This is a genomic window from Streptomyces sp. O3 (assembly GCF_054788135.1).
In genome coordinates this window covers 220,752-243,684 of sequence record NZ_JBTVYK010000002.1, presented here as the reverse complement: position 1 = coordinate 243,684, position 22,933 = coordinate 220,752, and the positions used below count along the sequence as shown (strand labels likewise).

General features: G+C 71.5%; 22 protein-coding genes. 14 read left to right on the top strand and 8 right to left on the bottom strand.

Features of this window, described 5'->3' with window-relative positions; all coding sequences use genetic code 11:
* Nucleotides 1-371: 371 nt before the first annotated feature.
* From ACX6XY_RS02395 to ACX6XY_RS02385, 3 genes are read right to left on the bottom strand one after another with little or no spacing between them, the layout of a single operon-like run.
* Nucleotides 372-1,121, bottom strand: a complete 750-nt coding sequence (locus ACX6XY_RS02395; protein WP_460325736.1) for a succinate dehydrogenase/fumarate reductase iron-sulfur subunit — start codon at nucleotides 1,119-1,121, stop codon at nucleotides 372-374.
* Nucleotides 1,118-3,094, bottom strand: coding sequence for a fumarate reductase/succinate dehydrogenase flavoprotein subunit (locus ACX6XY_RS02390; RefSeq protein ID WP_460325734.1), 1,977 nt, complete (start codon nucleotides 3,092-3,094; stop codon nucleotides 1,118-1,120). The genes ACX6XY_RS02395 and ACX6XY_RS02390 overlap by 4 nt, the downstream gene beginning before the upstream one ends.
* Before the next feature lies 1 nt (nucleotide 3,095).
* Nucleotides 3,096-3,815, bottom strand: a complete 720-nt coding sequence (locus ACX6XY_RS02385) for a succinate dehydrogenase (RefSeq protein ID WP_460325732.1) — start codon at nucleotides 3,813-3,815, stop codon at nucleotides 3,096-3,098.
* A 95-nt stretch (nucleotides 3,816-3,910) separates the two neighbouring features.
* Here ACX6XY_RS02385 and ACX6XY_RS02380 point away from each other — a divergent pair, with 95 nt between their 5' ends.
* From ACX6XY_RS02380 to ACX6XY_RS02370, 3 genes are all read left to right on the top strand, one after another.
* On the top strand, nucleotides 3,911-4,831 hold the full coding sequence (locus ACX6XY_RS02380) for a LysR family transcriptional regulator (protein ID WP_460325730.1): 921 nt from the start codon (nucleotides 3,911-3,913) through the stop codon (nucleotides 4,829-4,831).
* Nucleotides 4,832-4,931: 100 nt separating this feature from the next.
* The gene (pstS, locus tag ACX6XY_RS02375; RefSeq protein ID WP_460325728.1) at nucleotides 4,932-6,077 is read left to right on the top strand and encodes a phosphate ABC transporter substrate-binding protein PstS; all 1,146 of its coding nucleotides are present in this window, start codon (nucleotides 4,932-4,934) and stop codon (nucleotides 6,075-6,077) included.
* A 104-nt stretch (nucleotides 6,078-6,181) separates the two neighbouring features.
* A complete protein-coding gene (locus ACX6XY_RS02370; RefSeq protein WP_460325726.1) occupies nucleotides 6,182-7,159 on the top strand; it encodes an ABC transporter substrate-binding protein in 978 nt (325 codons plus the stop codon).
* Nucleotides 7,160-7,194: 35 nt separating this feature from the next.
* Here ACX6XY_RS02370 and ACX6XY_RS02365 read toward each other — a convergent pair whose 3' ends face one another.
* Entirely contained in the window at nucleotides 7,195-8,112 is a 918-nt protein-coding gene (locus tag ACX6XY_RS02365) for a slipin family protein (protein WP_460325724.1), read from the bottom strand.
* 89 nt (nucleotides 8,113-8,201) lie between these two features.
* On the bottom strand, nucleotides 8,202-9,428 hold the full coding sequence (locus ACX6XY_RS02360; protein WP_460325722.1) for an acyl-CoA dehydrogenase family protein: 1,227 nt from the start codon (nucleotides 9,426-9,428) through the stop codon (nucleotides 8,202-8,204).
* Nucleotides 9,429-9,579: 151 nt separating this feature from the next.
* Here ACX6XY_RS02360 and ACX6XY_RS02355 point away from each other — a divergent pair, with 151 nt between their 5' ends.
* A complete protein-coding gene (locus tag ACX6XY_RS02355) occupies nucleotides 9,580-10,227 on the top strand; it encodes a TetR family transcriptional regulator (protein WP_460325720.1) in 648 nt (215 codons plus the stop codon).
* 45 nt (nucleotides 10,228-10,272) lie between these two features.
* On the opposite strand, the gene def is transcribed toward ACX6XY_RS02355, so the two are convergent.
* Nucleotides 10,273-10,812 carry a peptide deformylase gene (gene def, locus ACX6XY_RS02350; RefSeq protein WP_460325718.1) on the bottom strand — a complete coding sequence of 180 codons (540 nt, stop codon included), beginning with the start codon at nucleotides 10,810-10,812 and terminating at the stop codon, nucleotides 10,273-10,275.
* 164 nt (nucleotides 10,813-10,976) lie between these two features.
* On the opposite strand from def, the gene ACX6XY_RS02345 reads away from it, so the two are divergent.
* The 10 genes from ACX6XY_RS02345 to ACX6XY_RS02300 all read left to right on the top strand — a co-directional run bounded on the left by ACX6XY_RS02345 (nucleotide 10,977) and on the right by ACX6XY_RS02300 (nucleotide 21,350).
* Nucleotides 10,977-12,215, top strand: a complete 1,239-nt coding sequence (locus ACX6XY_RS02345) for a MurT ligase domain-containing protein (RefSeq protein WP_460325716.1) — start codon at nucleotides 10,977-10,979, stop codon at nucleotides 12,213-12,215.
* A 40-nt stretch (nucleotides 12,216-12,255) separates the two neighbouring features.
* Nucleotides 12,256-12,984 (top strand): type 1 glutamine amidotransferase, encoded by a 729-nt coding sequence (locus ACX6XY_RS02340; RefSeq protein WP_460325714.1) that lies wholly within the window; start codon nucleotides 12,256-12,258, stop codon nucleotides 12,982-12,984.
* Nucleotides 12,985-13,151: 167 nt separating this feature from the next.
* A complete protein-coding gene (locus ACX6XY_RS02335; protein WP_460325712.1) occupies nucleotides 13,152-14,177 on the top strand; it encodes a 6-phosphofructokinase in 1,026 nt (341 codons plus the stop codon).
* 101 nt (nucleotides 14,178-14,278) lie between these two features.
* Nucleotides 14,279-15,232 carry a cytochrome c oxidase assembly protein gene (locus ACX6XY_RS02330; protein WP_460325710.1) on the top strand — a complete coding sequence of 318 codons (954 nt, stop codon included), beginning with the start codon at nucleotides 14,279-14,281 and terminating at the stop codon, nucleotides 15,230-15,232.
* Between the two features lie 87 nt (nucleotides 15,233-15,319).
* Nucleotides 15,320-15,478: a hypothetical protein gene (locus tag ACX6XY_RS02325; RefSeq protein WP_460325708.1), complete on the top strand. Its 159-nt coding sequence runs from the start codon at nucleotides 15,320-15,322 to the stop codon at nucleotides 15,476-15,478.
* 212 nt (nucleotides 15,479-15,690) lie between these two features.
* Entirely contained in the window at nucleotides 15,691-17,301 is a 1,611-nt protein-coding gene (locus ACX6XY_RS02320) for a hypothetical protein (RefSeq protein ID WP_460325706.1), read from the top strand.
* A gap of 127 nt (nucleotides 17,302-17,428) precedes the next feature.
* Complete coding sequence (locus tag ACX6XY_RS02315; protein ID WP_460325784.1) at nucleotides 17,429-17,596, top strand: hypothetical protein; 168 nt, start codon at nucleotides 17,429-17,431, stop codon at nucleotides 17,594-17,596.
* Between the two features lie 127 nt (nucleotides 17,597-17,723).
* Nucleotides 17,724-20,039, top strand: coding sequence for a molybdopterin cofactor-binding domain-containing protein (locus tag ACX6XY_RS02310; RefSeq protein WP_460325704.1), 2,316 nt, complete (start codon nucleotides 17,724-17,726; stop codon nucleotides 20,037-20,039).
* Nucleotides 20,040-20,051: 12 nt separating this feature from the next.
* Nucleotides 20,052-20,528, top strand: coding sequence for a (2Fe-2S)-binding protein (locus ACX6XY_RS02305; RefSeq protein WP_460325702.1), 477 nt, complete (start codon nucleotides 20,052-20,054; stop codon nucleotides 20,526-20,528).
* A gap of 96 nt (nucleotides 20,529-20,624) precedes the next feature.
* On the top strand, nucleotides 20,625-21,350 hold the full coding sequence (locus ACX6XY_RS02300) for a lysophospholipid acyltransferase family protein (RefSeq protein ID WP_460325700.1): 726 nt from the start codon (nucleotides 20,625-20,627) through the stop codon (nucleotides 21,348-21,350).
* An 80-nt stretch (nucleotides 21,351-21,430) separates the two neighbouring features.
* Here the strand turns inward: ACX6XY_RS02300 and ACX6XY_RS02295 are convergent, their stop codons facing one another.
* Together ACX6XY_RS02295 and ureG are read right to left on the bottom strand one after the other, a co-directional pair.
* Nucleotides 21,431-22,225 carry an urease accessory protein UreD gene (locus ACX6XY_RS02295; protein ID WP_460325698.1) on the bottom strand — a complete coding sequence of 265 codons (795 nt, stop codon included), beginning with the start codon at nucleotides 22,223-22,225 and terminating at the stop codon, nucleotides 21,431-21,433.
* On the bottom strand, nucleotides 22,222-22,908 hold the full coding sequence (ureG, locus tag ACX6XY_RS02290; protein WP_460325696.1) for an urease accessory protein UreG: 687 nt from the start codon (nucleotides 22,906-22,908) through the stop codon (nucleotides 22,222-22,224). The genes ACX6XY_RS02295 and ureG overlap by 4 nt, the downstream gene beginning before the upstream one ends.
* Nucleotides 22,909-22,933 lie beyond the last annotated feature (25 nt).

The window sequence follows — 22,933 nt, the reverse complement described above, 5'->3', positions numbered from 1 at the left end:
GGGCCTCCCGGTGCGTACGCGCACCCCCGGCCCGCTTGTTAGACGGACCGTATAATAAGCGGGCCGGGTTGGCCTACCCCTGAGTAAGGAAATTGCGCGCCGCGGGCGCCCGCGGACTCGTAGAGCCGTACGACGACATCGCCACTGCCAGTCTTCGGCCGAGGAGTCACTCGCCCCGCTCGACGGCGGGACCGTCCGGCGCGTCCAGGCCGTACTGCAGAACTGGAAACCGGCGTAGGGGCCGTCCGCGACGCGGCGAGCGCGGGTGATCGGCGTCGACGGTTCACCCTCGACGGACTCGCGGACGACCGGCCGCTCGCCGCGCGGCTCGCGGGCCAGCGGCCGTCGCCCGGAGGGCGGGCCGGTCGTGGTCAGCGGCGGCTGGACTTGCGGGTGGCGCGCAGCCATTCGCGGTTCATGGCCGCGATGGACGGCAGCGGGATGCCCTTGGGGCAGGCCGTGGCGCACTCGCCGGTGAGGGTGCAGCCGCCGAAGCCTTCGGCGTCCATCTGGCCGACCATGTCCAGGACCCGGCTCTCGCGCTCGGGCGCGCCCTGCGGCAGGACGTTCAGGTGGTTGATCTTCGCCGAGGTGAACAGCATCGCGGAGCCGTTGGGGCAGGCGGCCACGCAGGCGCCGCACCCGATGCACTCGGCGTGCTCGAAGGCGGTGTCGGCGTCCGCCTTGGGTACGGGCGTGGCGTGGGCTTCCGGCGCGGATCCGGTGGGGACGCTGATGTAGCCGCCCGCCTGGATGATGCGGTCGAACGCCGAGCGGTCCACCACCAGGTCCTTGACCACGGGGAAGGCCGCCGCGCGCCAGGGTTCGACGTCGATGGTGTCGCCGTCGGTGAAGGACCGCATGTGGAGTTGGCAGGCGGTGGTGCGTTCGGGGCCGTGGGCTTCGCCGTTGATGACCAGGGAGCAGGCTCCGCAGATGCCCTCGCGGCAGTCGTGGTCGAAGGCGACGGGGTCGTCGCCGCGCAGGGTGAGGTCCTCGTTGAGGGTGTCGAGCATCTCCAGGAACGACATGTCCGGGGAGATGCCGTCCACTTCGTACGTGGACATCGCGCCGTCGGCTTCGGCGCCGCGCTGGCGCCAGACGCGCAGGGTGAGCTTCATGCGTAGCTCCGCTGGGTGGGGTGGACGTAGTCGAAGACGAGGTGTTCCCGGTGCAGGACGGGGGCCGCGCCGGGTGCGGTGAACTCCCAGGCCGCGGCGTAGGAGAAGGTCTCGTCCTGGCGGGCGGCCTCGCCGTCGGGCGTCTGGGACTCCTCGCGGAAGTGGCCGCCGCAGGACTCGGCCCGGTGCAGGGCGTCCAGGCACATCAGCTCGGCGAGTTCCAGGTAGTCGACGACGCGGTTGGCCTTCTCCAGGGACTGGTTGAGTTCCTCGCCGGCGCCGGGGACCCTGACGCGGCGCCAGAACTCCTCGCGGATCTGCGGGATGCGTTCCAGGGCCTTGCGCAGTCCGGTCTCGGTGCGGGCCATGCCGCAGAACTCCCACATGAGTTCGCCCAGTTCGCGGTGGAAGGAGTCCGGGGTGCAGTCGCCGTCGACGGCCAGCAGGCGGGCCAGGCGGTCCTGGGTGCCGGTGAGGGCCTCGTGCACGGCGGGGTGGTCGGCGTCGACGGGCTCGGTGTGCGGGTGGCGGGCCAGGTAGTCGTTGACGGTGGCGGGCAGCACGAAGTAGCCGTCGGCGAGGCCCTGCATCAGGGCGGATGCGCCGAGCCGGTTGGCGCCGTGGTCGGAGAAGTTGGCCTCGCCGATCGCGAACAGTCCGGGGACGGTGGTCTGCAGGTCGTAGTCCACCCAGAGGCCGCCCATCGTGTAGTGCACGGCGGGGTAGATCCGCATCGGCGTGGTGTACGGATCCTCGTCGGTGATCCGGGCGTACATGTCGAAGAGGTTGCCGTACTTGGCCTCGACCGCCTTACGGCCCATGCGCGCGATGGCGTCGGCGAAGTCGAGGTAGACACCCTGGCCGCCGGGTCCCACTCCCCTGCCCTCGTCGCAGACGTTCTTCGCGGCGCGCGAGGCGATGTCGCGCGGCACCAGGTTCCCGAAGGCGGGGTAGATCCGCTCCAGGTAGTAGTCGCGTTCGTCCTCGGGGATCTCGTGCGGCGGGCGGGTGTCACCCTGGGCCTCGGGCACCCAGATCCGGCCGTCGTTGCGCAGTGACTCGCTCATCAGGGTGAGCTTGGACTGGTGGTCGCCGGTGCGCGGGATGCAGGTGGGGTGGATCTGCGTGAAGCAGGGGTTGGCGAAATACGCGCCGCGCCGGTGGGCCCGCCACACGGCCGTGGCGTTGGAGTTCATGGCGTTCGTCGACAGATAGAAGACGTTGCCGTAGCCGCCGGTGGCCAGGACGACGGCGTCCGCGAAGTAGGCCTCGACCTTTCCGGTGACCAGGTCGCGGGCGACGATGCCGCGGGCCGTGCCGTCGACGACGATCAGGTCGAGCATCTCGGTGCGCGGGTGCAGCTCGACGTTGCCCCCGGCGATCTGCCGCGACAGCGCCTGGTACGCGCCGAGCAGCAGCTGCTGTCCCGTCTGGCCGCGGGCGTAGAAGGTGCGCGAGACCTGGACGCCGCCGAACGAGCGGGTGTCGAGCAGGCCGCCGTACTCGCGAGCGAAGGGCACGCCCTGGGCCACGCACTGGTCGATGATCTCGACGGATATCTGGGCCAGGCGGTGCACATTGGACTCGCGGGCCCGGAAGTCGCCGCCCTTGACGGTGTCGTAGAACAGGCGGTGGACGGAGTCGCCGTCGTTGCGGTAGTTCTTGGCGGCGTTGATGCCGCCCTGGGCGGCGATCGAGTGGGCGCGGCGCGGTGAGTCCTGGTAGCAGAACTGCACGACGCGGTAGCCCTGTTCGGCCAGCGTGGCCCCGGCGGCGCCGCCCGCGAGTCCGGTGCCGACCACGATCACGGTGTGACCGCGCCGGTTGGCGGGATTGACGAGCTTCGCCTCGAAGCGGCGGGTGTCCCAGCGTTCGGCGATCGGCCCGGCGGGGGCCTTGGCGTCGGCGATCGGCTCGCCGGTGGCGTACGAGAGGTACGCGGGGAAAGCGGGGTCGGGGGCGTTCGGGGCCATGTCAGCTCACCCATCCGGTCATCACGGCTACGGGTACGGAGGCGAAGCCCAGGGTCAGCGCCAGGGCCAGGGCGTTGGCCGCGGCTTTGAGCGCGCGGTCACGGGCGGCGCTGCCCGCGCCGAGGGTCTGGGCGGCGCTCCAGAAGCCGTGCCGGATGTGGAACCCGAGGGCGAGCACGGCGGTGAGATAGACGACGTTGCCGTACCAGGTGCCGAAGGTCGCCAGGACGTTCTCGTACGGGTGGCCCGGCTGGGCGTTCTCGTTGACGGTCAGCGTGGTCAGGTCGAGCAGGTGCCAGACGAGGAACAGGCCGAGGATGACGCCGCCCCAGCGCATGGTGCGGGTCGCGTAGCTGGCGCGTGGCCGCTTGTGGACGTACTTGCTGGGGCGCGCCTTGATGTCGCGCCGGCTGAGCTGGTACGCGGACACCGCGTGCAGGACGACGGCGGCCAGCAGCACCGCCCGGATGCCCCACAGCGCCCACTCGTAGTGCAGGGCGGGCTCTCCGAGGGTGCGCAGCCAGTGCGCGTACCCGTTGAACTCCTCGGGCCCGAAGAAGATCTTGAGGTTGCCGAGCATATGCGTGACCAGATACAGCAGCATGATCAGGCCGCTGACGGCCATCACGGCCTTCTTGCCGACGGAGGAGTCCCATATGGTGCGCGCCGTTGACGGCCGTCGGTCCGTCCGCCGTCGGTCCGTCCGCGTTCCCAGAGCCATGCGACAGACGCTAGGGGCGCCCCCCATGAGAGGTCCAAGACATAGGAGAGCTTATTTCCATAGGCTTCACCTATCGACGGGCTAGGGTGGGGTGTATGCAGTTCCAGCAGCTTCGCTACTTCGTGGCGGTCGCCGAGACCCGGCACTTCACCCGTGCGGCCGAGCGGATGCATGTCGCCCAGCCCTCGCTGTCGCAGCAGATCCGCGCGCTGGAACGGGAGTTGGGCACCGACCTGTTCAGCCGCGCCCGCGGCAACATCGCCCTCACCGACGCCGGTGAGACCCTGCTGCCGCTGGCCCGGCGCATCCTCGCGGACACGGACACCGCGCGGCAGGAGGTCGCCGAGGTGGCGCGGCTGCGCCGTGGCCGGGTGCGGCTCGGGGCCACGCCGAGTCTGTGCACCGGGCTGCTGCCGGACGTCCTTCGGGCGTTCCACGACCGCTACCCCGGCGTCCGGCTGCTGGTCGACGAGGGCGGCTCGCACGACCTGGTGCGCCAGCTCGCCCGCGGGGAGCTGGATCTGGCGCTGATCACCCTGCCGCTGCCGAGCCCCGCGCCCGCGCTGAGCGCCGTCCCTCTGCTGCGTGAGGACCTGGTGGTGGTGTCGGGGCCGCGGGCGCCCGCGCCGGGCGGCGGCGCGACGCCGCTGGAGATCTCCGCGTTGCGGGGCGAGCGGCTGGTGATGTTCCGGCACGGCTACGACCTGCGGGAGCTGACGGTCGCGGCGTGCCGGGCGGCCGGGTTCGAACCGGACTTCGCCGTCGAAGGCGGTGAGTTGGACGCCGTGCTCGGCTTCGTGCGCGCGGGGCTCGGGGTGGCCGTCGTGCCGCATATGGTCGCCACGCGTGCCGGGCACGGGCTGCGGGTGACGCCGCTCGCGGAACCCGGTCTGCGCCGTACGGTCGCCCTGGCGCACCGCAGCGACGTGGACCCGCCGCGCGCGGCGCGCGAGCTCCAGCGCATGCTGCTGGCCACGGAGTTCGCGCCCTCGGGCCGACGGCCTCCTGCTGCGTGACGGGACACGGACACCTGGTGTTCGTCCGCGGTTCGCCCTGGCGCAGCGCGCGTCGTCGAGCATCTGTATCCCCTGAGTACACGACCAGAGGGGGGTCAGGGTGCGTCATCGACAGAAGTCCCGCTCGTTTCTGCTGCCCGCGGCCGCCGGGGCCACCGCCGCGGCGGTGGCGCTGGGGGGTGCGTTTCTGCTCTCGCGCGACGGCGGCGGCACGGCGGGCGGGCGCGCGGAGTCCCCGCGGCCCGCTCCGGCCGCGGCGGTGGTCGACTGCGCCGAGAGCGGCAAGGTCGCGGGGTCGGGGTCATCGGCGCAGTCGCACGCGGTGAAGCGCTGGATCAAGGAGTACGAGCGGGCGTGTCCCGGCACCCGGATCGCCTACCGGCCGGTGGGGTCGGGGGCCGGGGTGGCGCAGTTCCTGCGGGGCGCCACGACGTTCGGGGGCACCGACGGGGCGCTGAAGCCCGACGAGGTGGAGGCGGCGAAGCTGGCCTGCCCCGGCGGGCGGGCCATTGACCTGCCCATGGTCGGAGGCGCGGTCGCCATCGGCTACAACCTGGAGGGCGTGACCGATCTGGTCCTGGACGCCCCGACGCTCGCGAAGATCTACGACACCGAGATCACGCGGTGGGACGACCCGGCGATCCGGCGGCTCAACCCCGGTGTCCGGCTTCCCGGCGTCCCGATTCACGCGGTGCACCGCTCCGACGCGTCGGGCACGACCCAGAACCTGAACGCCTATCTCGCCGAGGCGGCCCCCGAGGAGTGGCCCCACCCCGTGGAGAAGGCGTGGAAGGGCAAGGGCGGTGAGTCCGGGGACGGTTCCGACGGTGTGGTGTCCGAGGTGAAGTCCACTCCGGGGGCGATCGGTTACTTCGAGCTGTCGTTCGCCGAAGCCGAGAAGATCCCCACGGTCCGGATCGACACGGGCGCCGCCGAGCCGGTCCGGGCCAGTCCCGAGAGCGCGTCGGTCGGCATCGCGGCCGCCGAGGTGGTGGGCGAGGGCAAGGACCTCACCCTGAAGCTCGACTACGGCACGAGTGCCGACGGGGCCTACCCGATCGTCCTGGTCACGTACGAGATCGTCTGCGACCGGGGGAACGACCCCGAGACGCTGCCCGCGTTGAAGTCGTTCCTGAGCTACACCGCGGGCGAGGAGGGGCAGCGGCTCCTGCCGAGGATCCACTACGCGCCGCTGCCGGAGAGCATCGCGGTCCAGGTGCGGGAGGTCGTCCAGACGCTGTCCTGACCGGGCCGCCCGGCGTCACTTGCCCCGGACAGAGGTGAAGGTTAGCCTCGCCTTACTTACGGTCCGGGGTGGATTCGGGCCACGTCAGGAGAGGCTTCCCATAGATGTCCAGTTCCCTCACCCGGTCCGCGACGTTCGTCGCTCTCGCCGCCGCTGCCGCGGTCACCCTCACCGCCTGTGGCGGCGGTGACGGCGACACGTCATCCGAGGGCGGGGAGCGGACCGACGCCGCCACGCACACCGTGCAGACGGTCATGGGGGACGTGGAGGTCAAGGACGACCCGAAGCGGGTCGTGGTGCTCGACACCGACGCGCTCGACTCGGCCGTCACGCTCGGCGTCACCCCGGTCGGCGGCACCACCGTCGCGGAGGGCGCCCCCTTCTCCCCGTACCTGCCCGAGGACGAGCTCAAGGGGATCAAGCCGGTCGGGGTGATCGGCGAGCCGAACCTCGAGGCGATCAACCAGCTGAAGCCCGACCTGATCCTGGGGAGCAAGGTCCGTTACGAGAAGCACTACAAGGCGCTGTCCAAGATGGCCCCGACCGTGTTCTCGGACACCACGGGACCGACCTGGCGCGAGAACTTCGACCTGCACGCCGACGCGCTCGGCCAGAAGAACGAGGCCGGGAAGGTCGTCGCCGACTACGAGGACCACGTCAAGCGGCTGACCGACGCGCTCGGCGGGCCCGCGGAGGCGAAGAAGACCAAGGTCGGCTTCGTCCGCTTCGTCGAGGGCGCGGACACCCGCCTCTACCTCAACGACACGTTCGTCGGCTCCATCCTCAAGGACCTCAAGGTCGGCCGCCCGGCGAACCAGGACAAGGACGGCTTCTCGCTCGACGTCAGCCCCGAGCAGATCGACAAGGCCAACGCCGACGTCATCTTCTACTCCACCTACGGCGACGCGAAGAAGGCCCAGGAGACCTCCACCACCGGCGGCCCGCTGTGGAAGAAGCTGGACGCGGTGAAGAACAAGAAGGCCTTCAAGGTCGACGACAACCTCTGGATGCTCGGCATCGGCTACACCGGCGCCGGTCAGATCCTGGACGACATGGAGAAGAACTACGGCGCCGCCGTGTGAGGCACTGCCGTGTGAAGGGCCGCCGTCGCCGTGTGCTACCGCTCATCGCCGTCCGCGCTCCCGGCGGACGGCAGGGACGGAGCGGACTCCCCGTCATCCCCGGTCAGCGGGGGCGGGGCGTCCTCGGCGGGGGCGTCCACGGCCGGGGGCTGAGCCACGGGGGACCCGTCCGCTGAGACCGGCGGCGCCGGGGCGTTCTGGGCGCGCTCCAGGAAGCGGAGGAGTTCGACGGGGAAGGGCAGGACGAGGGTCGAGTTCTTCTCGGCGGCGACGGCCACCACGGTCTGCAGCAGGCGCAGCTGGAGCGCGGCGGGCTCTTCGGACATCTGGTGGGCCGCCTCGGCCAGCTTCTTGGAGGCCTGGAGCTCGGCGTCGGCGTTGATGACGCGGGCGCGGCGCTCCCGGTTGGCCTCGGCCTGGCGGGCCATCGAGCGTTTCATCGTCTCCGGGAGCGACACGTCCTTGATCTCGACCCGGTCGATGGTCACCCCCCATTCGAGCGCCGGGCTGTCGATCATGAGCTCCAGGCCCTGGTTGAGCTTCTCGCGGTTGGACAGCAGGTCGTCCAGCTCGCTCTTGCCGATGATCGAACGCAGCGAGGTCTGCGCCATCTGCGCCACCGCGAACCGGTAGTCCTCCACGCGGACGATCGCGCTCGCCGGGTCCACGACCTTGAAGTACACCACCGCGTCGACCCGGACCGTGACGTTGTCCCGCGTGATGCCCTCCTGGGCGGGCACCGGCAGCGTCACGATCTGCAGATTGACCTTGCGCATCCGGTCGATCGCCGGGACGATCATGGTGAAGCCGGGGCCCCTGACCTGCTCGCGCAGACGCCCCAGCCGGAACACCAGACCCCGCTCGTACTGTTTCACCACGCGGGCGGCCGCCGCCACGTACACGGCGCCCGCGGTCGCGGCCGTGAAGCCGATGGTGAGCAGCTCTTCCAGCATGACGACCCCCTGCCGTCGCGTCGGCCGTCACTACCACGATATGCCGGGGAATCAACCAGGGCGAGTCCGGTCAGCCAGGTCGAGTCCGGTCAGCGGATCGGCAGGCCCGCCAGGGTGCGGGCGATCACCAGGCGCTGGATCTCGCTGGTGCCCTCGAAGATGGTGTAGATCGCCGCGTCGCGGTGCATCCGCTCGACCGGGTACTCGCGGGTGAAGCCGTTGCCGCCGAGGATCTGGACGGCCTGGGCGGTCACCTTCTTGGCGGTCTCGCTGGCGAACAGCTTCGACATGGAGCCCTCGGCCGAGGTGAACTGCTTTCCGGTGGTGGCCATCCAGGAGGCCCGCCACACCAGCAGCCGGGCCGCGTCGACCTGCGTGCGCATATCGGCCAGCTGGAAGGCGACGCCCTGGTTGTCGATGATCGGGCGGCCGAACTGGGTGCGCGTCTTCGCGTACTCCAGGGCCTCCTCGTACGCGGCCCGCGCGGTGCCCACGGCCATCGCGCCGACCGCCGGGCGGGACGCCTCGAAGGTGGCCATCGCGGCGTTCTTGACGCGCTCGCCGCCGTCCTTGGCGCGCTGGCGGGCGCGGGCGAGGCGCTCGTCGAGCTTGTCCTTGCCGCCGAGCAGGCAGTGTCCTGGCACCCGGACGTCCTCCAGGACGACCTCGGCGGTGTGCGAGGCGCGGATGCCGTGCTTCTTGAACTTCTGCCCCTGCGACAGGCCGGGGGTCGCGGGCGGCACGATGAACGAGGCGTGCCCCTTGGTGCCGAGGTCGGGGTCGACGACCGCGACCACGACGTGGACGTTCGCGATGCCGCCGTTGGTCGCCCAGGTCTTGGTGCCGTTCAGCACCCACTCGTCCTTGGCCTCGTCGTACACGGCGCGGGTGCGCATCGCGCCGACGTCGGATCCGGCGTCCGGCTCGGACGAGCAGAAGGCGGCCACCTTCACGTCGTCGGCGTCGCCGTACATCTGCGGGATCCAGGTGCCGATCTGCTCCTCGGTGCCGTTGGCCAGGACGCCGACCGCCGCCAGGCCGGTGCCGACGATCGACAGGGCGATCCCGGCGTCGCCCCAGAAGAGTTCCTCCATGGCCATCGGGATGCCGAGCCCGGTCGGGTCGAAGAACTGCTGGGCGTAGAAGTCGAGGGAGTAGATGCCGACCTTCGCGGCCTCCTGGATGATCGGCCAGGGGGTCTCCTCGCGCTCGTCCCACTCGGCGGCCGCGGGGCGGATCACGTCGGCGGCGAATCCGTGGAGCCAGTCGCGCACCTCCCGCTGCTCGTCGCTCAGCTCCATGGTGAACTCGGCCATGTCCCCTCCAGCACGTTGTTACTTGCGGTAACGAGAGTCTGTTACCGGCTGGTAGACGCTGTCAACTCCCGACCGCTCGTTCGAGAGGGCGGGAGGGGAGAGTGTTACGTTGCGCGTTGCGTCACGGACCGACACGGGCGGGGAGAACCTCATGGAGACGACCACACCGCGGACCGACCAGGAGCGGTCGGCCGAGCACAGGCGGCGCGAGCTGCTGGAGGCCGCCGACCGGGTGGTGCTCCGGGACGGGCCCGGCGCGTCCATGAACGCCATCGCCGCCGAGGCCGGGATCACCAAGCCGATCCTCTACCGGCACTTCGGCGACAAGGGCGGCCTGTACGCCGCGCTCGCCAAGCGGCACACCGACGCGCTGCTGGCCGCCCTGCGCGCCGCGCTCGACGCCCCGGCCCAGCGCCGGGAGCGGGTCGAGGCCACTCTGGACACCTATCTCGCGGCCATCGAGGCGCGGCCGCAGGTGTACCGGTTCCTGATGCACCCGGCGGAGAGCGCGCCGCAGGGCGAGCAGGGCTTCGACGTCGGCCTGCACTCCGCCCCGGTGCTGCGCAGGCTCGGCGAGGAGCTCGCCGACGTCATCGCGGAGCGGGTCGACCTCGGCCCCGGCAGCGCCCAGCTGGCGCGGGTCTGGGGGCACGGCATCGTCGGGATGATGCACGCGGCGGGCGACTGGTGGCTCGGCGAACGGCCCTGTTCGCGCGCCGAGTTGGTGCACAGCCTGGCCGATCTGCTGTGGGGGCGGCTGGCCGCGGCCGGTGACCGCGTCGACGGCCCCGGATTCTGAGCGCGTCATCCCCGGATTCTGAGCGCGCCACGCTGAGCGCGTCGGCTACCCGCTCCAGGGCGCCCGGCGGGCGGCGCGCAGTACGCGGCGGCGGCGCCAGCCGGTGAGCCGGTCCGGGTAGACGCGGCCCGCCAGGTGGTCGCACTCGTGCTGGAGGCAGCGCGCGAAGAACCCGGTGCCCTCGACCCGCACCGGCTCCCCGCGCAGATCGACGCCCGCGACCAGGGCGCGGTCGAAGCGCGGGGTGCCCGCCTCCAGGCCGGGCAGCGACAGGCAGCCCTCGGGGCCGCGCAGCACCACCCCGTCGGCCTCTTGGAGGCGCGGGTTGACGATATGGCCGAGGTGGCGGCGGTCCTCGTCGTCGGGGCAGTCGTACACGAAGACCCGCTGGGCGACGCCGATCTGGTTGGCGGCGAGGCCGACGCCGCGCGCCGCGTACATCGTGGCGTACAGGTCCTCGACCAGGCGGGCGAGCGCGGGCCCGAAGTCGGTGACCTCCTCGCACGCGGAGTGCAGCACCGGATCGCCGAACAGACTCATCGTCCGTACGCGCCCACGACTGCCTGGAAGAGAACCCTGTCGCATGCGCGCAAGGGTACGTTCCCCGTACCGCGCGACCGCACGGCGGCAGTGCGGTTCGGGGCCCGTCGCGGATCTCGATAGGCTGAGCCCAGACCAGTGGTCGGGGGCAGGCTTACACCAGCGCTCGGGGGGCGGCGCGGCGCCGTACGCAAGGAGGATCTAGGACGATGTCAGGGAACACGGACCCGCTGTCGCCGCGGGCCAAGCTGGCCGTGACGGCGGGCAGGGCGGCCGCCGCCGTATCGCGGGCCGCGGGCCGCGGCAGCGGATCGGTGATCGGCGGCCGGGTGGCCCTCAAGCTCGACCCGGAGCTGCTCGGGCGTCTCGCCCAGCACCTCGACGTGATCCTGGTCTCCGCGACGAACGGCAAGACCACCACCACCCGGCTGATCGCCGAGGCGCTCGGCGCGGCGGGCCCGGTGGTGTCGAACGCGCTGGGCGCGAACATGCCCGCCGGGATCACGTCGGCGCTGGCCGGTGGCTCGGACGCCAAGTTCGGGGTGATCGAGGTCGACGAGAAGTATCTCGCGGGTGTCGCGCGCGATGTGGCGCCCAGGGCCATCGCGCTGCTGAACCTGTCCCGCGACCAGCTCGACCGGGCGGGTGAGACCCGGATGCTCGCCGAACGCTGGCGTGAGGGCCTGTCGGGCTCCAAGGCCGTCATCATCGCCAACGCGGACGACCCGCTGGTGGTGTGGGCGGCGTCCTCGTCGCCGAACGTGGTGTGGGTCGCGGCGGGCCAGGAGTGGAAGGACGACGCCTGGTCCTGCCCGTCCTGCGGCGGTGTGATGCAGCGGCCCGAGGACGACTGGTTCTGCGGTGAATGCGGTTTCCGCCGCCCCGCGCCGAGCTGGGCGCTCAGCGGCGACCACGTGCTGGACCCGCACGGCTCCGCGTGGCCGATCCACCTCCAGCTGCCGGGCCGCGCCAACAAGGCCAACGCCGCCAGCTCCGCCGCGGTCGCCGCGGTGTTCGGGGTGCCGCCGCAGGTGGCGCTGGAGCGGATGTACCAGGTGCAGGCGGTGGCCGGGCGGTACGACGTGGTGCAGTTCCAGGGCCGTGATCTGCGGCTGCTGCTGGCGAAGAACCCCGCGGGCTGGCTGGAGACGTTCTCGCTGATCGACCCGCCGCCGTCCCCGGTGCTGCTGTCGGTGAACGCGCGCGGCGCGGACGGCACGGACACCTCGTGGCTGTGGGACGTCGACTACACCCGGCTCGCCGGGCACCCGATCTTCGTCATCGGCGACCGCAAGCTCGACCTCGCGGTGCGTCTGGAGGTCGCGGGCCTGGACTTCCGGGTCTGCGAGTCGGTCGACGAGGCGGTGCAGCTCGCCCCGCCGGGACGGATCGAGGTCATCGCGAACTACACCGCCTTCCAGGACCTGCGCCGCCGCGTCGGCAACTAGCCCCCACCCGACCTCGTAAGGCTCGTAAGGACGGATCAGCATGAGTGACAACAGCCTGCGTCTGGTGTGGGTCTACCCGGACCTGCTCAGCACGTACGGCGACCAGGGCAACGTCCTGGTCGTGGAACGCCGGGCCCGGCAGCGCGGCCTTCAGGTCGAGCGCTACGACGTACGCAGCGACCAGCCGGTGCCCACCTCCGGCGACATCTACCTGATCGGCGGCGGCGAGGACCGGCCGCAGCGGCTCGCGGCCGAGCGGCTGCGGCGGGACGGCGGTCTGAACCGTGCGGCGGCCAACGGCGCGATCGTCTTCTCGGTCTGCGCGGGATACCAGATCCTCGGCCACGAGTTCATCAACGACCTCGGCGAGCGGGAGCCCGGACTCGGGCTGCTCGACGTGGTGTCCACGCGCGGCGAGGGCGCGCGGTGCGTGGGCGACGTGCTGGGCGACATCGACGAGCGGCTCGGGCTGCCGCAGCTCACCGGGTTCGAGAACCACCAGGGCGTCACGCACATCGGCCCGTCCGCGCGGCCGCTGGCGCGAGTGCGGCTCGGCCAGGGCAACGGCACCGGGGACGGTACCGAAGGCGCGTACAACGACACGGTCTTCGGGACGTACATGCACGGTCCGGTGCTGGCCCGCAATCCGCAGATCGCGGATCTGCTGCTGAAGCTGGCCCTGGACGTGAACGCCCTGCCGCCCGCCGACGACCGCTGGTACGAGGCGCTGCGCGACGAGCGGATCGCGGCGGCGACCCAGCCCGCATAAGCGCTCCGCGGGGAGTCCGGTACGCCGCCTGCGGGTGCGTCGTGGCTGGTCGCGCAGTTCCCCGCGCCCCTAAGGGGCGCCCCGTCACTCTGCACTAGTAGGGTGGCGGGGTCTTTGCCGGACGACGTGGTCCGGTCTTCCGTCCACGTTGCAAAGGTTCCTGGCCCATGCGTATTGGCGTCCTCACCTCCGGCGGCGACTGCCCCGGCCTGAACGCCGTGATCCGTTCGGTCGTCCATCGTGCCGTGGTCGACCACGGCGACGAGGTCATCGGCTTCCACGACGGCTGGAAGGGCCTGCTGGAGTGCGACTACCGCAAGCTCGACCTGGAGGCCGTCAGCGGCATCCTGGCCCGTGGCGGCACCATCCTCGGCTCCTCCCGCGTCCAGCCCGCCCAGCTCCGTAACGGCGTCGAACTGGCCAAGAGCCACCTCGCCGAACTGGAGCTGGACGCGGTCGTCCCGATCGGCGGCGAGGGCACCCTCAAGGCCGCCCGGCTGCTGTCCGACGGCGGCCTGCCCGTCGTCGGCGTACCGAAGACCATCGACAACGACATCGCCGTCACCGACGTCACCTTCGGCTTCGACACCGCGGTCGGTGTCGCCACCGAGGCCCTGGACCGGCTGAAGACCACCGCCGAGTCGCACCAGCGGGTCCTGATCGTCGAGGTGATGGGCCGCCACACCGGCTGGATCGCGCTGAACTCGGGCATGGCCGCCGGAGCGCACGCCATCGTGGTCCCCGAACGTCCCTTCGACATCGAGGAGCTGACCGAGAAGGTCGGCGCGCGGTTCGCGGCGGGCAAGAAGTTCGCGATCGTCGTGGTCGCCGAGGGCGCCAAGCCCCTGCCGGGCACCATGGACTACGACGAGGGCGGCAAGGACATCTACGGACACGAGCGGTTCCAGGGCATCGCCCGCGAACTCTCCCTCCAGCTCGAGAAGCGGCTCGGCAAGGAGGCCCGTCCGGTGATCCTGGGGCACGTCCAGCGCGGTGGCACCCCCACCGCGTACGACCGTGTGCTCGCCACCCGCTTCGGCTGGCACGCCGTGGAGGCGGTGCACCGCCGCGAGTTCGGGATGATGACCGCGCTGCGCGGCACCGACATCGTGATGGCGCCGCTCGCCGAGGCCGTGGAGACCCTCAAGACGGTGCCCGCGGAGCGCTACGCCGAGTCCGAGTGCGTGCTCTGATGCGCACGCTCTGATGCGCGTGCCCCCGCCCCCGCCCGCTGTCGCTGGCGGGGGCGGTTCTACTCTGGTTCGGACAACCAGCACGAATCAGGAGCGATTGCATGGCGGATCACAGCGGACACGGCATGATGATGGACTTGCCGCCGTTCACGCTGGAGCGGGGTCTGGAACTGTCGGTCGACCCCCTGTTCCTGGTCGGCTCGCTGGCGGCGCTCGGCCTCTACGGCTGGGGGGTGGCGCGTATGGTGCGCCGCGGGGACGCCTGGCCCGTCGGCCGTACGGTGGCGTTCACGCTCGGGGTGCTGACGATCGCCCTGGTGATGTGCACCAAGCTGAACGACTACGGCATGGTGATGTTCAGTGTGCACATGGTGCAGCACATGGTGATCAGCATGCTGTCGCCGATCCTGCTGCTGCTCGGAGCGCCGATCACGCTGGCGCTGCGGGCCCTGCCGGTGGCGGGCCGCGGCCGCAAGGGGCCACGAGAGCTGCTGCTCGCCCTGCTGCACAGCCGCTATACGCGGGTGATCACGCATCCGGCGTTCACGATCCCGCTGTTCATCGCGAGCCTGTACGGGCTGTATTTCACGCCGCTGTTCGACTTCCTGATGGAGTCGAGCACGGGGCACGCCGTCATGATGGTGCACTTCCTCATGGTGGGCGTGGTGTTCTTCTGGCCGATCATGGGTGTGGATCCGGGGCCGCACCGGCCCGGCTATGTGATGCGCATGCTGGAGCTCTTCGCGGGCATGCCGTTCCACGCCTTCTTCGGCATCGCGCTGATGATGGCGTCCCAGCCCATGATCGGCACCTATATGGACCCGCCCGCCTCGCTGGGCATCGACGCGCTCAGCGACCAGGAGGCGGCGGGCGGGATCGCCTGGGCCTTCAGTGAGATCCCGTCCGTGGTGGTGCTGGTGGCCCTGCTGTTCCAGTGGCGGCGGTCCGAGGACCGGGAGGCCCGGCGCAAGGACCGGGCCGCCGACCGGGACGGAGACAAGGAGCTGGAGCGGTACAACGCCTATCTGGCGTCGCTGCACGCGCGTGGGCGCTAGCGAAAGCGGTCCTTCGCGGGAGACGATGACGCTACGGTCACGGTACGGGCGCGGCGGCGTCCGGTCTCCAGGGAAGAGGGTGTCGCGATGCCCGGTTCTACGAAGACGATGGGCGTGCTGACCGTCGGTGGGCTCGTCGTGGTGACGGCCTATACGGCGACGCTCGGCAGCAACGGCTGGCTGTGGTTCGGCTGGGTGGTGCTGGGGCTGATCACGCTGGCGATGGCGCTGTCCCGGCCTACGTGAGCGCGGTCCCGCGCGGTCTTCGACGGCGCTTAGCGGGTCCCCGTCCGGTTGGGGCGGGGACCCGCTCGTGCTTGGTCCTGGGCGAGCGTCCGGATGTGCGCGGATGTTCCGGGCCCCGGTGACCACTGTCCGCGCACGGTTGCATACTGGGGTGGCGTGCCGGGCGTCACGGCACGCGGATCGCGTCGCGCACGCCGACCTGGGGGGCCTGCATGGAGCCGGGAGACGACCGTTTCGGATCGGGTGCGGTCCCACCGCCGCCAGGGCAGCCGCCGGTGTACGGGGCTCCTCCCCCGCCGCCGTTCCCGCCCGCGTCTCCGCCTGGCCCGCCCGCGCCGCCGGACCCGGTGCGCGCCCTGGCCGTCGGACTGCTGAACCTGAGCGGTCTCGGGCTCGGCTACGCGCTGCTGCGGCGCTGGGTGCTGGCCGTCGTGTGCTGGGCGGCCACGGCCGGGCTGCTGGTGGTCGCGCTGCCCGCCGACGCCGACGGCATAGCGGACGCCTGGGTGTTCGGCTACGCGGCGGTGCTGGTGCTGGCCGCGGCGGACGGCGCACGCCGCGCCTATCGCGCGGCCACGGTGCTGCCCGTCCGGTCGCTGCTGGCCGCCGTACTCGGGTTCGCGCTGCTGGCCGTACCCACGGGCGGCGCGGTCGCCTACGAGTCCGCCAGGGACGAGGCGAGGGAGCGGGTGCTCCTGGAACGTCTCGCGCAGACCGACGCGCTCGTCGAGAGCGCCTCGGCCGAGAAGACGTTCGCCGAGGCGCGGCCCCGGTACCGGCTGGCCCTGGAGCGCTACCGCTCGCTGGGCGAGCGGCACTCGGGCTCACGGGCCGGGAAGCTGGTGCCGCAGCGGCTCGACGCCTACTACCAGGCCGTGGCCGCGCCGTACCGCCAGGGCGACCACTGCACGGCCGTCGAACCGCTGACGTATCTGCGGACCGTGCCGGATCAGGTGGACAGCGGCCTGCTCGGCGAGCTGGCCGAGTGGCCCGATGACCCGCTGGCGGCCTCGCTGTACGGGTGCGGAATGTCCAAGCTCGGGACCAGGACCGCCGGGACGAGCGGCGGGGACCTGGGCGAACTGCTGCGGACCTTCCCCGAATCCGAGCAGGCGGGCAAGGTCGCGCCCGCGATCCGCAAGGAGATCAGCGCTCAGGTCGGGCAGTTGAAGGGCGGCGCGCCGTGCGCGGTCACCGGCCGGCTGCGCAACATCGGCGCCACGGCCAGGGACCTGCCCGAAGACGTGGGCAGCGCGCTGGGCAGGGACGCCGAGAGCGGGGTCGAGGACGGCGCCTACGCCTGCGGGGTGGACCAGTTCAAGACGAAGAAGTTCAGTTCCGCGCGGCGGACGATGGAGAAGTTCGTCAGCGAGTACCGGAACAGCTCGCGCACCGCGCAGGCCAGGAGGATCGCGATCGCCGCGGAGATCGCGACCTCCCGGCCGTCGGCCGGGAAGAAGCTGCCGCGCGCCAGCAGTCCCGGCGGCTCCCGGATGCAGCTGGTCATCACCAACGACGCCCCGCAGCCGGTCGAGATCCTTTACACCGGCTCGACCACCGGCAGCGTGAAGATCCCGGCGTGCGCGAACTGCAAGGAGTACGCCAACCGGACCGAGAGCAGGAAGAACGGCTGCTCCAGCGGCGGCTCGAAGAAGTACCGGAAGACCACCCTGCGGCTGCCCGCGGGTGACTACCACTTCCTGGCCAAGTACGGCCCCGGCGTACGCAAGATCGCCAACGGCCGTGACATCCGGCCGGGCTACCGGTACACCACCTGCACGGTGATCGTCAGGACCGGTTCACTGGGGTCGCTTGACCTGTAGGGCGACGGAGCGCCCCGCCCAGCTGGGCGCCGGTTCGGTGAGGCCGTCCAGCCGGGCGCGGATCCCGTCCGGGAACGGCGCCGCGCGGCCCGCCTGCTGGTCCACGTGCAGGGACAGCAGTTCGGTCGTGGTCGGGCGCGCCCTGGGTGATGAGACCCGTTCCCTGCGCCAGCTCGCGGCCGACCATGAGACGCCGCGAGGAATCAACGAACGCATCCGCACCACGTGGTTCGGCACGGCCGGCTCCGATGCGCTGAAGGAGGCGCTCGACGCGCTGCTATCCGGCCTCGGGTAGGCGAGAGTGACGCACCAACCGCCCTGAGTGGCAGGCTGATTGTCCCGCGCCGGGGGCGGTGACGGCTCTACACTGTCGTCGCCCTGGCAGGACTCCGACCGGCCACCACAGGAGCTGAGCCGCACGCATGGACACGACGAACAGCTCGCCGGACTTCGACGGACCCGATCCGGGAAGGCGTCGGTTCCTCGGTTACGTACTGGCGGCGCCACTTCTGGTGACCGCCGCCGAACTCGTCCGCGCGCCCCAGGCCAGGGCCCAGGCTCCCGCCGACGGCATCCCCTCCCCCGACATCACGGATCTGGTCGACCTCAACGACGTGATGACCGCGGCGACCCTGCCGACCGCCGGGCTCATCACCGTCCAGGTCAACACCGACGGCACCGTGTCCTTCGCCCTGCCCCGCGCCGAGGTCGGGCAGGGCATCACCACCTCCACGGCCATGCTCATCGCCGAGGAGATGGACGTACCGCTCGACCGGGTGCGCGTCACGCTGGCCGACGCACGCCCCGAGCTGGTGTTCAACCAGCTCACGGGCGGGTCCAACACCACCATCGCGACCTACACGCCGGTACGGGTGGCCGCCGCGATCGCGCGCGGACGGCTGCTCGACGCCGCGGCGGCGGAGCTCGGCGCGGCCGTCGGCGCGCTGAAGGTCGAGGCGGGCGTCGTCACCGCGCCCGGAGGCGCGAGCATCGGCATCGGCGCGCTCGCCGAGAGAGCCGCGGGCGTACGCGACGAGCGGGTCGCCGCGGACCTCAAGCCGTCCGGGGAGTTCACCGTCATCGGCACCCCGCAGCGCCGTATCGACGCGCTCGAAGCGGTCACGGGACGCAAGAAGTTCGCGATGGACCTCGCCATACCGGACGCGGCGCCGACGATGGTGTGCCGCCCGCCGACCCTCAACGGCGAGGTCGGCTCGGTGACCAACGCCGATACGGTACGGGCGATGCCGGGCGTGACCGACGTCGCCGTCGTCTCCACGGGCGTCGCGGTGCGGGCCCGCACCTTCGGGCAGTGCATCGACGCCGTCCGCGCCCTGACGGTGTCGTGGAAGCCGGGCACCGCCGAAGGCAAGTCCGACGCCTCCGTGCTCAGGGAGCTGGCGTCCGCCGAAGTTCCCCTGGGGCTCCCGCCGTTGACGCCAAGCGTGGAGGAACGTTTCACCTTTCATTTCCGCAGCAACAGCGCCCTGGAGCCGAACTCCGCGATAGCCGACGTACGGCCCGACCGCGCCGAGATCTGGTCGAGCCTCAAAGCACCGATCGTCGCGAAGAAGACCATCGCGGCCAAGCTGGGGCTGCCGTCGAGCGCGGTCACGGTACATGTCACCGAAGGCGGCGGCTCGTTCGGCCGCAGACTGTTCCACGACGGGGCGCTGGAAGCCGCCGAGATCTCCCAGAAGATCGGCAAGCCGGTCAAGCTCATGTGGCACCGCGCCGACGACTCGCGTCAGGGACGCACCCACCCCATGGCCACGTCCCGCGTGCGCATCGCCTACCTCGGCGGCACGGTCCTCTCGTACCAGCAGCGGCACACCAGCGTGGCCACCGACCTCGGCCATGGCTTCGGCGAGATGTTCACCGCGATGGCCGCCAAACTGCCGGTGGCCGGTCTGGGGTTCTCGGAGACCTTCTTCCAGCTCTCCCAGAACATGCCGTACGACTTCGGCGTGCACAGCCGGATCCTCAACGAGACCGACGAGAGCTTCAACACCGGCAGCATGCGCAACGTCTACTCCCCCGACGCCACCTGCGCCCGCGAACTGGTCGTCGACAAGCTGGCGGCCGCGATGGGCAAGGACCCCTACCGGCTACGGCGCGACTTCCTCAAGGACGACCGGTCCAAGGCGGTCCTGGACAAGGTCGCGCAGGCCGGGCGATGGGGCCGGGAGATGCCCGCGGGGACGGCGCAGGGCATCGCGTTCCACGGCGAGTACCACTCCGCCAGCGCGGTCCTCGTGGAGATCGACTGCCGCCCCGAGACCGTCAACCGCCCCATCCGCAACGCGGTGTCCGGGCCCCGCGTCACCAAGGTCGTCCTCGCCGTGGACGCCGGACTCACCGTCAACCCCCGCGGCCTCGAAGCGCAGATGACGGGCTGCGTCATGGACGGCATCGCCCTGGCCCTGACCTCCAGCCTGCACCTGCGCGACGGTCACTTCCTGGAGGCCAGCTGGGACGACTACTTCTACACACGGCAGTGGAACACCCCGCCCGAGCTGCGGATCATCGTGATGCCGGACTCCGGCGACACGCCAGGTGGCGCGGGGGAGCTGGGCGTCGCCGCGTCGATGGCCGCGGTCGCCTGCGCCTACGGGCGGGCCACCGGGACCGTCCCCACCGCCTTCCCGATCAACCACGGCACACTCTCCTTCGAGCCCAAACCGACCGTCCCGCCCGTCCCCGAGTCCCCGGCCGACGGCCTCGACCACGCCTACTGACAAGGAGCCCTCGTGCCCCAGCACACCTTCCGCCTCAACGGCGAACAGGTCACGGTCGACGCCGCCGACGACGAACGACTGCTCTGGGTCCTGCGCGACATCCTCGGTGTCACCGGCCCCAAGTACGGCTGCGGCATCAACGTCTGCAAGGCCTGCACCAGTCACGTCAACGGCAAGGCGGTGAACCCCTGCGCGATCCCGGTGGGGAAACTGGGGCCGACCGACGAGGTCACCACGATCGAGGGCCTCCCGGCCACGGCGGGAGCGGACCTGCACCCGATGCAGGAGGCATGGCTCGACCAGGACGTCGCCCAGTGCGGCTACTGCCAGCCGGGCCAGATCATGGCCGCCGTCGCCCTGGTCCGCAAGGTCAGGAAGGAAGGCCGGGACATCACCGACGCCGACCTCGACACCATCCGCAACATCTGCCGCTGCGGCACCTACCCCCGTATCCGTGAGGCGATCAAGGCGGCCGCCGAGAAAATGTGAGCGTGCGGCAGGTTCCGCGCTGCCGTGCCCCTGAGTTGGGCACGCCGGCGCTATGCCGTGCGGCGCCGAGGCCCATCCGGTACAGTGGGGAAACTCATGTTCTATTACGTGCTCAAATACGTGCTGCTGGGGCCGTTGCTGCGGCTGCTGTTCCGGCCTCGGATCGAGGGCCTCGAGCATGTGCCGGAGTCCGGCGCGGCGATCATCGCGGGCAATCACCTGTCATTCTCCGACCACTTCCTGATGCCTGCGGTCATCAAGCGGCGTATCACCTTCCTCGCGAAGGCCGAGTACTTCACGGGCCCCGGCCTCAAGGGACGGCTCGTCGCGGCGTTCTTCCGCAGCGCGGGCCAGATCCCGGTGGACCGCTCCGGCAAGGACGCGGGCCAGGCCGCGATCCGCGAGGGGCTCGGGGTGCTGAGCAAGGGCGAACTGCTCGGGATCTACCCGGAGGGCACCCGCTCGCACGACGGGCGACTCTACAAGGGCAAGGTCGGGGTAGCCGCGATGGCGGTCAAGGCGGGCGTTCCGGTGGTGCCGTGCGCGATGATCGGGACATTCGAGGCGCAGCCGCCAGGGCAGATCGTCCCCACGTTCAAGCGGGTGACGATCCGCTTCGGCCAGCCGCTGGACTTCACCCGGTTCGCCGGCATGGAGAACGAGAAGGCGGCGCTGCGCGCCGTGACCGACGAGATCATGTACGCGATCCTCGGGCTGTCCGGGCAGGAGTACGTGGACCGCTACGCCGCCCAAGTGAAGGCCGAGGAGCAGGCGGAGCAGGCCAAGCAGCCAAAGAAGTTCCCGCGAATGCCGCTGAGTTGACAGCCCTCCCGTGAACCCGCCGCTGGGCCCGGCCCAGGGTGCGGATCAGCGGGGGGACCGCCCGGCAGCCCGGCCTCTCGTCACGTCAGCCTGTGCAGGGCGTCGTCGAGGATTCGGCGTAGCCGCAGGGCGTCGGGCGCTACGGCGGTGACCAGCGCCGCGGGTCCGGTGAGCGGGGTGAGGGACGCGTGCTCTCCCAGGGTGCGCGGCTCGGGCGGCCGAGCGGCGAACTGAGGGTGCACGACGACGAGTTGCCCAGTGGCTCGGTGGCCGCCCAGGACCGCCGGGCCGTCCCAGCCGCCCGGTGCGCCGGGTCCGCAGGCCAGTTCCTGGTCGAGCAGGGTGCGGCCCGCGTAGCACAGCGTCAGCCGGGTCGTCAGCCTTCCCGGAGGCTCCCCCGACCGGCCGAGCACCTGCTCCTCGCGCAGCAGCAGCCGGGCGTCCGGGGCGAGTTCGGCGTGGGTGGTGACCCGCAGGTCGCTGCCGCGGGCCGAGATGAGCTGTTCGGGCAGCCAGTCGAGTGCGGCGCCCGCGCCCACCGTGAGCCGTACGGCGTAGTGGGCGGGCTCCGGCCGCTGCCCCGGCAGGGCGATCGTGGCGGCCGCGGAGCCGACCCGCAGCCGCGCCCCGGCGTGCGCCTCGGCCTCGACGGCGAGGCGGTCGCCTCCCAGCGGGGCGCTCATCGCGCCGACGAGCGTGACACGGGCCTCGCCCCCGGCGGCGCGGGTGCGCCGCACGGCGAGCGGCCCCTCGCCGTCGAGTACGGGCAGCGCGGTGCCGCCCCGCCCGTCCGCCCGCGCGACGATCCGCGCCGTGGCACGGACCCCCGCCGCCGAGGCCGGGGGGCCGGGGGCGTAGGCCGCCGTGGCGGTCATGCGGCGGTCCAGGCGGCGAGGCGTTCGCGCACCCAGGCGGCGACGGCTCCGACGCCGTCGTCGGAGCGCAGGGACTGGAAGACGACGGGGAGTTCGGCGCGCTGCTCCTCGGCGTCGCGGGCCATGCGCGCCAGGTCGGAGCCGACGTACGGGGCGAGGTCGGTCTTGTTGACGACCAGGAGGTCGGCGGTGGTCACACCGGGGCCGCCCTTGCGGGGGATGTCGTCGCCGCCCGCGACGTCGATCACGAAGATCTGGGCGTCGACCAGGCCCCTGGAGAAGGTGGCGGTGAGGTTGTCGCCGCCGGACTCGACGAGGATCAGGTCGAGCGGGCCGACCTCGTCCTCCAGGTCCTCCACGGCTTCGAGGTTGGCCGAGATGTCGTCGCGGATGGCGGTGTGCGGGCAGGCCCCGGTCTCCACCGCGGTGATCCGCTCGGGCGGCAGCACCGCCTCGCGCAGCAGGAAGGCCGCGTCCTCGCGGGTGTAGATGTCGTTGGTGACGACGGCCAGCGAGACCGTGTCACGCAGGGCCCGGCACAGGGCCGCCACGGTCGCGGTCTTGCCGGAGCCGACCGGACCGCCGAGGCCGATCCGCAGCGCGCGCCGGGCGCCGTCGCGGCGCAGGGCGTCGGCGCTGTGGGTGTGCCGTTCGGGGTAGACGGTGGCGTGGTCGAGGTGCATGGTGCGGCTCCAGGGGGCTGCGGGT

What these genes read in the sequence shown, in the direction of transcription:
- ACX6XY_RS02320 (WP_460325706.1), top strand. Translation starts at nt 15,691, where the DNA reads ATGGAGCCGGGAGACGACCGTTTCGGATCGGGTGCGGTCCCACCGCCG.
- ACX6XY_RS02335 (WP_460325712.1), top strand. Translation starts at nt 13,152, where the DNA reads ATGCGTATTGGCGTCCTCACCTCCGGCGGCGACTGCCCCGGCCTGAAC.
- ACX6XY_RS02340 (WP_460325714.1), top strand. Translation starts at nt 12,256, where the DNA reads ATGAGTGACAACAGCCTGCGTCTGGTGTGGGTCTACCCGGACCTGCTC.
- ACX6XY_RS02300 (WP_460325700.1), top strand. Translation starts at nt 20,625, where the DNA reads ATGTTCTATTACGTGCTCAAATACGTGCTGCTGGGGCCGTTGCTGCGG.
- ACX6XY_RS02295 (WP_460325698.1), bottom strand. Translation starts at nt 22,225, where the DNA reads ATGACCGCCACGGCGGCCTACGCCCCCGGCCCCCCGGCCTCGGCGGCG.
- ACX6XY_RS02310 (WP_460325704.1), top strand. Translation starts at nt 17,724, where the DNA reads ATGGACACGACGAACAGCTCGCCGGACTTCGACGGACCCGATCCGGGA.
- ACX6XY_RS02370 (WP_460325726.1), top strand. Translation starts at nt 6,182, where the DNA reads ATGTCCAGTTCCCTCACCCGGTCCGCGACGTTCGTCGCTCTCGCCGCC.
- ACX6XY_RS02395 (WP_460325736.1), bottom strand. Translation starts at nt 1,121, where the DNA reads ATGAAGCTCACCCTGCGCGTCTGGCGCCAGCGCGGCGCCGAAGCCGAC.
- ACX6XY_RS02345 (WP_460325716.1), top strand. Translation starts at nt 10,977, where the DNA reads ATGTCAGGGAACACGGACCCGCTGTCGCCGCGGGCCAAGCTGGCCGTG.
- ACX6XY_RS02385 (WP_460325732.1), bottom strand. Translation starts at nt 3,815, where the DNA reads ATGGCTCTGGGAACGCGGACGGACCGACGGCGGACGGACCGACGGCCG.
- ACX6XY_RS02380 (WP_460325730.1), top strand. Translation starts at nt 3,911, where the DNA reads ATGCAGTTCCAGCAGCTTCGCTACTTCGTGGCGGTCGCCGAGACCCGG.
- ACX6XY_RS02330 (WP_460325710.1), top strand. Translation starts at nt 14,279, where the DNA reads ATGGCGGATCACAGCGGACACGGCATGATGATGGACTTGCCGCCGTTC.
- ACX6XY_RS02360 (WP_460325722.1), bottom strand. Translation starts at nt 9,428, where the DNA reads ATGGCCGAGTTCACCATGGAGCTGAGCGACGAGCAGCGGGAGGTGCGC.
- ACX6XY_RS02325 (WP_460325708.1), top strand. Translation starts at nt 15,320, where the DNA reads ATGCCCGGTTCTACGAAGACGATGGGCGTGCTGACCGTCGGTGGGCTC.
- ureG (WP_460325696.1), bottom strand. Translation starts at nt 22,908, where the DNA reads ATGCACCTCGACCACGCCACCGTCTACCCCGAACGGCACACCCACAGC.
- ACX6XY_RS02365 (WP_460325724.1), bottom strand. Translation starts at nt 8,112, where the DNA reads ATGCTGGAAGAGCTGCTCACCATCGGCTTCACGGCCGCGACCGCGGGC.
- ACX6XY_RS02355 (WP_460325720.1), top strand. Translation starts at nt 9,580, where the DNA reads ATGGAGACGACCACACCGCGGACCGACCAGGAGCGGTCGGCCGAGCAC.
- def (WP_460325718.1), bottom strand. Translation starts at nt 10,812, where the DNA reads ATGCGACAGGGTTCTCTTCCAGGCAGTCGTGGGCGCGTACGGACGATG.
- ACX6XY_RS02390 (WP_460325734.1), bottom strand. Translation starts at nt 3,094, where the DNA reads ATGGCCCCGAACGCCCCCGACCCCGCTTTCCCCGCGTACCTCTCGTAC.